This window comes from Clostridium sp. AF20-7 (assembly GCF_003479275.1).
Taxonomy (GTDB): domain Bacteria; phylum Bacillota; class Clostridia; order Lachnospirales; family Lachnospiraceae; genus Otoolea; species Otoolea fessa.
This window is the reverse complement of record NZ_QUGF01000011.1, coordinates 89,966-99,979: the sequence shown is the minus strand read 5'-3', so window position 1 is coordinate 99,979 and position 10,014 is coordinate 89,966. Positions and strand designations below refer to the sequence as shown.

Below are 10,014 nucleotides of genomic sequence, written 5' to 3'. Positions count from 1 at the left end.
CTGGATGTAAGGGGATTACCCATAAGTATATTGTAGTAGTGATGAGTTAGGTGCGCCAAATTTTTTATCAAGATACAGAACTAGCGTTTGCCAAGTGTGGGGGCATATGGTATAATATAAACATGGAAAAAGATATATTTACTATTAAGAGAAATACACTTTCATATGGTAGAGGATATGTGTATTCTTTGCAATATCATCTTGTCTGGTGCACGAAATATCGAAAACAGGTCCTGAAAAATGGGATAGACGCAGAATGTAAAAAAATGTTGTATGGGCTTGCGGAGGAATACAAATTTAAGATTCTGGCGATGGAGGTTATGCCAGATCATATTCATTTACTTCTGGATTGCAAACCGCAATTTTTTATATCAGACATGATAAAGATTATGAAGGGGAATCTGGCACGTCAGTTGTTTCTTTCGCATCCGGAATTAAAACAGGAGCTGTGGGGAGGACATTTGTGGAATCCATCGTATTGTGCAGTCACCGTAAGTGACCGAAGCAGGGATCAGGTAGTGGCATACATTGAGGGACAAAAAGAGAAGGAAAAAAGAAAGTAGGAAATTTTATGCAGATTGTATCCAGCTATGGAGTAGAAATTAAAAAAAAGAATATACCGCTCCGCTCTACGCTGGATATTTTTCGGAAGGCAGTTTCCTATCTGATTCCGGTGTATGCAGAGACCTGGGAAGAACTTTCAGAAATCAGAAATCCACAAAAACGCTTTAATGAAGCGGAACATCTGGTACATGAGACAAAAAAGAATCATGCCAGATTTCTGTTTGACCGTCATTTCCCTAAGATGCCATCTTATCTGAGAAGAGCGGCGATTCAACACGCACTTGGAGCCGTGTCCTCCTATCAGACACGCCTTAGTTTGTGGGAAAAGGGAGAACTGAGAGGAAAACCGAAGCTGGTCTGTGAGAATCATGCGATGCCGGTATTTTATCGGGATGTCATGTATAAGGAAGCAGAACCGGGAGAAGATGCGGCACATTTAAAGCTGTTTGATGGGCGGGAGTGGAAGTGGTTTCAAGTAAAATTACTTCATACCGATATGGAATATCTGCGAAAAAAATGGAGTGGTAAAAAGGCATCTGCCCCTACTTTGGAAAGGAAACATCATAAATATTTCCTTCGGTTTTCATACACAGAGGAAGTAAGCTTATCAAAAACAGATGTAAAAGAGCAGGTGATATGCAGCGTTGATTTAGGAATCAATACGGATGCGGTCTGCAGCATCATGCGTGCAGATGGCACTATCCTGGGACGTAAATTTATAAATTTCTCCAGTGATAAAGACCATTTGTATCATGTGCTTGGCAGAATCCGCCGTTTTCAGAGGGAACATTCCTCCAGACAGGTCCAAAGCCGATGGGATTATGCAAAAAGGCTGAATATGGAGCTGTCCCGCAAAATAGCTGCGGAGATCACGAAATATGCCGCAGAGTATCAGGCAGGTGTAATTGTGTTTGAGTATCTGGAAATGCAGGGAAAAATATCCGGAAAAAAGAAACAAAAGCTTCATTTATGGAGAAAGCGGGATATTCAGAAACTGTGTGAACATCAGGCACATCGGAACGGAATTCGTGTGTCCAGGGTCAGTGCCCGGAACACCAGCAGGCTGGCCTGTGACGGAAGCGGAGCGGTAGTAAGAAATCCGGAGAACCATAGCCTATGTATCTTCCAGACAGGAAAGCAGTATAACTGTGATTTGTCAGCAACTTATAATATCGGAGCGAGATATTTTATACGGGAACTTTTAAAACCCTTGCCGGAAACGGGAAGGTCTTCACTGGAGGCAAAAGTACCTGCAGTGAAGCGTAGAACCTCATGTGTTTATGCAGATTTAAGAAAGCTTTATGTAGAAGTAAACAACTTAAAAGCAGCATAAACGCAGGCAGATATACAGCGGACTACCTGTAATGTGGAAACCAGCCGTATCCGGCGTGGAAAAAGCGCGTATCCGCACGAATTCTAAGTTACTGGCGTATCCGCCGATATTTAGTCTTGCCGTTTAAAACGGTCGAGAAGCACGTGACTTTAGCCATGTGAGGTTCACCCCCATGGACGAAAATGTTATAATTTTTATACTTTGGTTGCCGGAATCCTACGGCACAATAAATCGAAATGAGATGAATAAAATGCAAAAAAATCAAAATGATACATCATACAAGAGAGTACAGCCAAGTGAAAAGCAGGAATCCCGGATTCCACCGGAAGGTATCCGTTTAAACCGCTTTTTAAGCGATGCAGGCATCTGTTCCAGACGTGAAGCGGACAGGCGGATCGCGGACGGGCGTGTGACGATCGATGGGCGCGTGGCAGAGGTCGGGCAGAAGCTGATGCCGGGACAGCGCGTGGCGTGCGATGGCGTAGCGGTGTCCGGCAAGGATGCGCCAGTGCTTTTAGCGGTCAATAAGCCGCGGGGGATTGTCTGCACGACTTCTGATAAAGATCGGGCAGAAAATATCGTAGAATTTTTAGATTATCCGGTCCGGATTTACCCGATCGGGCGTCTGGACAAGGATTCAGAAGGGCTGCTTCTCATGACGAATGAGGGCGAGCTGGTCAACCGGATTCTAAGGGCTCGTTACGGACATGAAAAGGAATATCTGGTAACGGTGGATAAACCCATTGATAGTGAGTTTGTCCGGAAGATGAGCGCAGGAGTGAAGATTTTAGATACGGTTACCCGTCCTTGTGAGGTGGAAAAGACCGGGAAGACGAGTTTCCGGATCATCCTGACCCAGGGACTCAACCGCCAGATCCGCCGGATGTGCGAGGCGCTGGGGTACCAGGTGCAGACGTTAAAACGCGTCCGGATGCTGAACATTACGCTGGATGGGCTGAAAACAGGCGAGTACCGGGAAGTGACAGCGGCAGAGAGACAGAAATTAGAAGATATTTTGAACGGAAAGAAGAATGGCTGAGACAATGTTGTCTGGCAGTCAGTGCAGGTTCACATATGAGGTTGCATAGAAATGCTTGAAAACGCATTCAGAGGCAGTTGGAGAGAGCGATGGGAAAGGTGGAGTCAGATAGATGGCAGAGGACAAGACAAAACGGATACGGGAGCTGATTGGGACGCTGCGGGCAGCAGGGCGCGCCTATTATCAGGAGAGCCGGGAGATCATGAGCAACTTTGAGTATGATAAGCTTTATGATGAACTGGTTTCATTGGAGAAAGAGACGGGAATTGTGTTTGCGAACAGCCCGACGCAGAATGTAGGATATGAGGTAGTCAGTGCGCTTCCGAAGGAGCGCCATGAGAAACCGATGCTTTCGTTAAATAAGACGAAGAGCGTGGAAGAGCTGGCAGACTGGCTCGGCGGGCAGACCGGGCTTTTATCCTGGAAGATGGACGGTCTGACGATCGTCCTGACCTATCAGAATGGAACACTTGTCAAGGCGGTTACGCGTGGAAATGGTGAGATCGGCGAGGTTATCACGGCAAATGCAAAGGCGTTCGTCAATGTGCCGTTAAATATTTCCTACCAGGGTGAGCTTATCCTGCGCGGCGAGGCGATCATCCGGTATTCGGATTTTGAGAAGATCAATGAGCAGATCGAGGATGTCGATGCGAAATATAAGAATCCGCGAAACTTATGCAGCGGTTCGGTGCGTCAGTTAAACAGCGAAATCACAGCGCAGAGACAGGTCCATTTTTATGCGTTCAGCCTTGTAAAGGCGGATGGCATTGATTTCAAAAATTCGCGGAAAGAGCAGTTTGAATGGTTGAAAACACAGGGGTTTGAGGTCGTAGAGTACCATGAGGTGACAAAAGAGACGCTGCCGGAGACGGTCAAAATGTATTCTGAGGCGATTGCGGAAAATGATACGCCGTCGGATGGACTGGTGCTTTTGTATGATGATATTGCCTACGGCCAGTCGCTGGGGCGGACGGCAAAATTCCCGCGCGATTCGATCGCATTCAAGTGGGCGGATGAGATTCAGGAGACGAAGCTTCTCTATATTGAATGGAGCGCGTCGAGAACGGGGCTGATTAACCCGGTGGCAGTATTTGAACCGGTTGAGCTGGAGGGAACGACGGTCAGCCGCGCCAGTGTCCACAACATCAGCATCATGGAGGCGCTGGAACTGGGGGCAGGCGACCGGATTACGGTTTATAAGGCAAATATGATCATTCCGCAGATCGCGGATAACCTGACGCGCAGCGGCGTCCGGGATATTCCGGAGGCATGTCCGGTGTGCGGCGGTCAGACGGAGGTGCGCCAGCTCAACGATGTAAAATCACTCTACTGCACGAACCCGGACTGCCAGGCGAAGAAGATCAAGAGTTTTACTCTTTTTACAAGCCGCGATGCCTTAAATATTGCGGGGCTTTCAGAGGCGACGCTGGAGAAATTTATCGGCGTCGGCATGATTCATGAGTATGCGGATATTTTCCATCTGGACCGCCATCAGGAAGAGATCGTCGAGATGGACGGATTCGGGCAGAAATCGTATGACAATCTGATTGCGGCGGCTGAGAAAGCGTCCCACACGACCCTGCCGAGAATGGTGTACGGTCTGGGCGTTGCAGGCATCGGTCTGGCAAATGCCAAGATGATTTGCCGTCATTTTAAAAATGATTTTGAGGCGATGCGCCATGCCACCGTGGAAGAGCTGGTCGAGATTGATGGAATCGGGGAAGTTCTGGCGCAGGCGTGGACGGCATTCTTTTCGGATGGAAAGAATAATGCGATCGTCGATCATCTGCTGGCGGAGCTGACCTTTGAGGCAGGAGACGAAGAAAGCAGTGAGGGTGCAGATGAGGCATTCGCCGGGATGAAATTCGTCATTACCGGTTCGCTGGAACATTTCAAAAACCGGAAAGAGCTGCAGGAGCTGATTGAGCGCCGCGGCGGCAAGGTGACCGGAAGTGTGACGTCCAAGACGAATTATCTGATCAATAATGATGTGGCGTCGTCGTCCTCGAAGAATAAGAAGGCGCGGGAATTGGGGGTTCCGATTCTTTCGGAGGAGGAGTTTTTGAAGCTATAAGAGAGGTGAAAAAGCTGGACACCAGACAGTGTTTAGCTGGCTTTTTTTTGAAGCTTGTGTTATGATTAGGAATGCTGATATAGTTTTTATTGTAAGTAGAAATGAATCATATCGGTATATAATAGAATCCTAAAATTCAAACGAATTTTATATAAAAAGGGGATATATAACCATGCCAATTAAAATACAAAAGGATCTTCCTGCTAAGGCAATTTTGGAATCGGAGAATATATTTGTGATGGATGAGGATCGGGCGATGAGCCAGGATATTCGTCCGCTTGAGATTTTGATTCTGAATCTGATGCCGATCAAGGAGGATACGGAGACGCAGCTTCTGCGGGCACTTTCGAATACGCCGCTGCAGGTGGACTGTTCATTCCTGATGCTGGAAACGCACGTTTCGAAAAATACATCGCAGACGCATTTGAATAAGTTTTATGTGACGTTTGACGAGATCCGCCGCAAGCGCTTTGATGGTATGATTATTACCGGTGCGCCGGTGGAGAATATGGAGTTTGAGGAGATCAACTACTGGGACGAGCTGACGAAGATCATGGAGTGGAGCAAGACGCATGTGACTTCGACACTTCATATCTGCTGGGGGATGCAGGCGGGACTCTATTATCATTATGGAATCCAGAAACATCAGAGAAAGACGAAGCTTTCCGGCATTTACAGACATCGTCTTTTGAACCGGAAGATCCCGCTGGTCCGTAGTCTCGATGATTATTTTTACTGCCCGCATTCCCGTTACACGGAAGACCGGGAAGAGGACATTCTGAAACATCCGGAATTGCAGATTCTGGCGAAATCGGATGAGGCGGGTGTATTTCTGGTGATGAACCAGGATGGAAGCCAGATTTTCGTTCAGGGGCATCCAGAGTATGATCGCATGACGTTAAACAATGAGTACCACCGCGATCTGAAAAAAGGCTTAAATCCGCAGGTACCGTGCAACTATTACCCGGACAACGATCCATTTTCCATGCCGGTGCTGAAATGGAGAAATATGTCCAACACGCTGTACTCGAACTGGCTGAATTACTATGTATACCAGATGACGCCGTACGTGCTGAAAGAGGACGAGCAGGAGTAGGAACAGAAATCTGCTATTTATGAGAGTATAAGATATAGAAATAGAGATTTCGATAAAATTGATCGGGGAAAATATCTTCTTCGAACTGGATGGTGGGAGCCGCCGTCGGAGTGGTGCTGCTGGCAGCTGGAATGTTTTTGATTTGGAAGAACCGCAAATAAGGCTGCAGATTAATAAAACGGTAAAAAGATAGATATAATACAGATATGAAAAAATACAGGCAGGGCTGTCGGAATTTTGCACAGTGTGGTTGAAACCATGTGTGGGAAAGATTCTGACAGCCCTGTTTATGCGGATTTTTGTTTTTATTAATTCCAGAAATCGGTTTCTTCTTTCAACTCAATATCAGCTGCTTTAAAGACCGGATTCTTCCCAGCCTGTTTCTGTGCCCGGTAGTCTTCCAGGCAGCGGAGCGCCGGCTTGGCAATCAGGAAGATAATTGGTACGTTGATGACTGCCATCAGTCCCATCAGAACATCGGCGGTATCCCACACGATGCCGAGACTTGCCACAGAACCGATGAGGACAATCACGATAGCGATCACTCTCTGGGTAATCCGGACGCCCTTGACCGGAGTTTTGCCGCAGAGATAAGCCATGCCGGTTTCAGCAAAATAGTAGTTTCCGAGCAGCGTGGTAAAGGCAAATAAAATCAGGGCAAATGTGATAAATACAACACCTGCGGTGCCGAATACGTTATTCATAGCTGCCTGCACATATGCCATGCCAGCCATGTCTGCACTCGGTGCAACGCCGGAGCAGAGCAGTAAAAATGCGGTTGCAGAGCAGATGACAACAGTATCGATAAATACGGATAATACCTGAACAAGACCCTGTTTGACCGGGTGGCTGACACCCGCGGAACCGGCTGCGGTAGCGGAAGCACCGACACCTGCCTCATTGGAGAACAAGCCTCTCTTGATGCCGAGCATCACAACGGATCCCATGAAGCCGCCGAAGATAGCCTGAATATCAAAAGCCCCTTCAAAAATGCTTGCGAACATACCCGGAATCATGTTTCCGTGGAGAATAATCATCAGCAGGGCAGCTGCAATGTAAAGTCCGCCCATTACCGGAACAAGAATTCCTGTGATTTTAGCGATCTGTTTGCCGCCGCCGCTGATGCAGATGCCGAAGATAACAGCCTGGATGATACCGATGAGAATCGGAGTCAGGCTTGGATTGTAGAAACTGTATACTTTAAAAGAATCTGCCACATTGAAGGATGCAACGAGGTTAAATCCAACCATGTAAGTCAAAATCATGAAAATAGCATAGAGAACACCCAGCCATCTTTTTTTCAGAACGGCTTCAATATAGTAGGAAGGACCGCCGTAGCAGCTTCCGTCCTCGGCACGGCGTTTGTAGATCTGTGCCAGCGTACTTTCTACAAATGCGGTTGCACTTCCGAGGATCGCGGTCATCCACATCCAGAAGATAGCGCCCGGACCGCCGAAACAGATGGCGGTAGAAATGCCGGCGATATTTCCGGTGCCGACGCGCGAAGCAGTGGAAACCATCAATGCCTGAAAGGCGGAAATAGACTCATCTTCCTTGTCGGATGGCTCCAGGATAACCCGGATGGATTCAAGTAAGTAACGAAGCTGTACCCCTTTGGTGCGGATGGTAAAATAGATGCCGCCGCCTACCAGCAGGATGATTAACACGTAGCTGTAAAGATAGTTGCTTGCTGTGCCGATTATCTTTGCGTATAAATCTGCCATTTTAAAATACCCCTCTCATACAATTTACATATTGTTTTTGCTATAAAGTGTGCCGCTGCGGATCAAACATATGGAGATGCAGTTCATGTGACATATATTCAAGCACGCATTCTCCAGCGACGCTGTTCCCCTTTTTATCTAACGCCGGTCCGAAGATGCCGATTCCCATCTCGCCGTCTACCACTGATAAGATACCGCCGCCGACGCCGCTTTTGGATGGGATGCCGACCCGGACGGCAAATTCGCCGGAACCATCGTACATACCGCAGGTAAACATGAGTGTTTTGACGATTTTAACTGCCTGGCTGCTTAAAAGCCGTTTTCCCGTGTCTGGATGAATGCCATCGTTGGCGAGAATCAGTCCCAGTCCGGCGAGGCTTTCTGCCGTCACGCTGAGAGAGCACATTTTGACATAAAAATGCAGGCTGTTTTCCACATCTTTATTCTTTTCGATGTACCCCTTGCTCTCCAGCAGATAGGCGATTGCCCGGTTGCGGGAAATATGAGACATTTCCGAGTGATAAACCTTTTTGTCGAGGTTGATGTCCGGATCCATGCAGAGAGCCCGGATGGTATCAAGCATGGTATCGAAACTGATTTCGGAAGCAAGGCAGCTTGCCACTACGATAGCGCCTGCATTGATCATCGGGTTGTAGGGGGAACTGTCCGTATTTTCCAGTTTCATCAGCGAGTTAAATGGATCGCCGGTCGGCTCCATGCCTACTTTTTTAAAGACCTGGTCGAAGCCGCAGATTTCCAATGCGACTGCCAGAGTAATGATTTTGGAGATACTCTGAATGCTGAAACGGACTTTCGTATCCCCGACGGAAATCCGTTTGCCGTTCCGGCAAAAAACACTGACTCCGAGCTGACTGCCATCTACCTTTCCAAGCTCTGGTATGTAGGTGGCAACTGCACCCTCATGGGTATGTGTTTTTCCCAGTGCAACGGCCTGTTCAAGTACATCTCTCATACTTAAACGCCTCCTGTTTTTTATTCGGTGTTGCTTTCTGATAGTATGGTAGCATGGGGAAGACAGTTTGTATAATGCGTGTCAGCTTTAAGGGATATGACAAAAAGGTATAACGGGATATATATGTCAGATATGAATAAATATTTATGATGAACGGGGAAGAGGTGCTGAAAAGGATCAAAAAAACTGCCGGGACGGCTGTGAATGTCCGGCAGCTTTGATGGTGTTTTTTTAGAGAAGTTTTTTCTTTAAGTCATAAATAAATTCTTGTACGATCGCCGTCATTGGCGTGTCTTTCCGCATTGCATATCCAAATTCCAGCATAAAACCACAGTTTGGAATCGGAATAGAAGTGGAGTGGTAGGAGGCTTCTTGTTTGGCGAAATCGTGGATGCCGATGCTGTAGCAGTCACTGATCGAGATCATGTACATCAGGGTGGCGCGGCTGGAAAGATAGGTGATTTTCGAGCGCATTTTTTCTGCATCCTGATCCCCTTCGGAGAGAAGTTGGTAAATATAATCATCGCATTGTCCAAGATACCAGAGAAAGCCGTACTCTGCCAGTGTGTGCAGGTTGACCGGTTTCTGTTGCAGCAGAAGCGGATGTTTGCGGGAAATGATAATGTGTGGTTCGATGTTGGCAAGAAAATGGTATTCCAGCCCTTTTGATTCGAGCAAGGCCTCCATTTCACGCCGTTTGCGGCTGTCAAAATGAAACACGCCTACATCGACACGCCCGGATACCACATCCTCGATGACTTCGTCTGAATTGCCTTCATACAGTCGATGGGAGAAGGATGGCTGATCGCGGTGACGCAGGATTATTTCACTGAAACTTTCCATGATATGAGAAAAACGTGTCATGGAAACAGCCAGCGGATCAGAAATTTTGATTTGTTCCTTCTTTTTCTGAAACCAGAGCTGTTCCATTTCGTCAATGATTTTTTCGGAATGTGTCAGAAATTCCATTCCTTCAGGCGTTAATGTTACGCCTGAGCGGCTGCGGTTAAAGAGCCTGGCGCCGAGATTTTCTTCCAGATCGTGCATGATTTTCCCAAGATACGGCTGGGAAATATAGAGCGCCTGGGCGGCTTTATTGATGGATCCGAGGCGCGCTACCTTGATAAAATATTCTAAATGCCGAAAATTGATATCGTATTTCAAAAAAGTTCCCCCTTTGTAAATCCCCCTGAATGTAATAAGTATAAAAT

8 protein-coding genes are annotated in these 10,014 nt (G+C 47.2%); 5 read left to right on the top strand and 3 right to left on the bottom strand.

All coding sequences use genetic code 11. The annotated features are described in order from the left end of the window. Positions 1-122 precede the first annotated feature (122 nt). From tnpA to metA, 5 genes are all read left to right on the top strand, one after another. The gene (gene tnpA / locus DWX68_RS12560; RefSeq protein WP_107001913.1) at positions 123-563 is read left to right on the top strand and encodes an IS200/IS605 family transposase; all 441 of its coding nucleotides are present in this window, start codon (positions 123-125) and stop codon (positions 561-563) included. 8 nt (positions 564-571) lie between these two features. Continuing rightward, positions 572-1,897, top strand: coding sequence for an IS200/IS605 family accessory protein TnpB-related protein (locus DWX68_RS12555; RefSeq protein WP_118629707.1), 1,326 nt, complete (start codon positions 572-574; stop codon positions 1,895-1,897). 250 nt (positions 1,898-2,147) lie between these two features. Further along, the gene (locus tag DWX68_RS12550; protein ID WP_118629705.1) at positions 2,148-2,936 is read left to right on the top strand and encodes a pseudouridine synthase; all 789 of its coding nucleotides are present in this window, start codon (positions 2,148-2,150) and stop codon (positions 2,934-2,936) included. A 112-nt stretch (positions 2,937-3,048) separates the two neighbouring features. Continuing rightward, positions 3,049-5,010 carry an NAD-dependent DNA ligase LigA gene (gene ligA, locus DWX68_RS12545; protein ID WP_118629703.1) on the top strand — a complete coding sequence of 654 codons (1,962 nt, stop codon included), beginning with the start codon at positions 3,049-3,051 and terminating at the stop codon, positions 5,008-5,010. 172 nt (positions 5,011-5,182) lie between these two features. Further along, positions 5,183-6,106: a homoserine O-succinyltransferase gene (metA, locus tag DWX68_RS12540; protein ID WP_118467007.1), complete on the top strand. Its 924-nt coding sequence runs from the start codon at positions 5,183-5,185 to the stop codon at positions 6,104-6,106. 308 nt (positions 6,107-6,414) lie between these two features. On the opposite strand, the gene DWX68_RS12530 is transcribed toward metA, so the two are convergent. From DWX68_RS12530 to DWX68_RS12520, 3 genes are all read right to left on the bottom strand, one after another. Next, positions 6,415-7,830 (bottom strand): alanine/glycine:cation symporter family protein, encoded by a 1,416-nt coding sequence (locus DWX68_RS12530; RefSeq protein WP_118629701.1) that lies wholly within the window; start codon positions 7,828-7,830, stop codon positions 6,415-6,417. Between the two features lie 40 nt (positions 7,831-7,870). Further along, a complete protein-coding gene (gene glsA, locus DWX68_RS12525) occupies positions 7,871-8,803 on the bottom strand; it encodes a glutaminase A (RefSeq protein WP_107001281.1) in 933 nt (310 codons plus the stop codon). 231 nt (positions 8,804-9,034) lie between these two features. Next, the gene (locus tag DWX68_RS12520; protein WP_118467010.1) at positions 9,035-9,967 is read right to left on the bottom strand and encodes a LysR family transcriptional regulator; all 933 of its coding nucleotides are present in this window, start codon (positions 9,965-9,967) and stop codon (positions 9,035-9,037) included. Positions 9,968-10,014: the final 47 nt, after the last annotated feature.

Coding starts and splice junctions, on each gene's coding strand:
- DWX68_RS12555 (WP_118629707.1), top strand. CDS start 572: ATGCAGATTGTATCCAGCTATGGAGTAGAAATTAAAAAAAAGAATATA.
- DWX68_RS12550 (WP_118629705.1), top strand. CDS start 2,148: ATGCAAAAAAATCAAAATGATACATCATACAAGAGAGTACAGCCAAGT.
- metA (WP_118467007.1), top strand. CDS start 5,183: ATGCCAATTAAAATACAAAAGGATCTTCCTGCTAAGGCAATTTTGGAA.
- glsA (WP_107001281.1), bottom strand. CDS start 8,803: ATGAGAGATGTACTTGAACAGGCCGTTGCACTGGGAAAAACACATACC.
- DWX68_RS12530 (WP_118629701.1), bottom strand. CDS start 7,830: ATGGCAGATTTATACGCAAAGATAATCGGCACAGCAAGCAACTATCTT.
- ligA (WP_118629703.1), top strand. CDS start 3,049: ATGGCAGAGGACAAGACAAAACGGATACGGGAGCTGATTGGGACGCTG.
- tnpA (WP_107001913.1), top strand. CDS start 123: ATGGAAAAAGATATATTTACTATTAAGAGAAATACACTTTCATATGGT.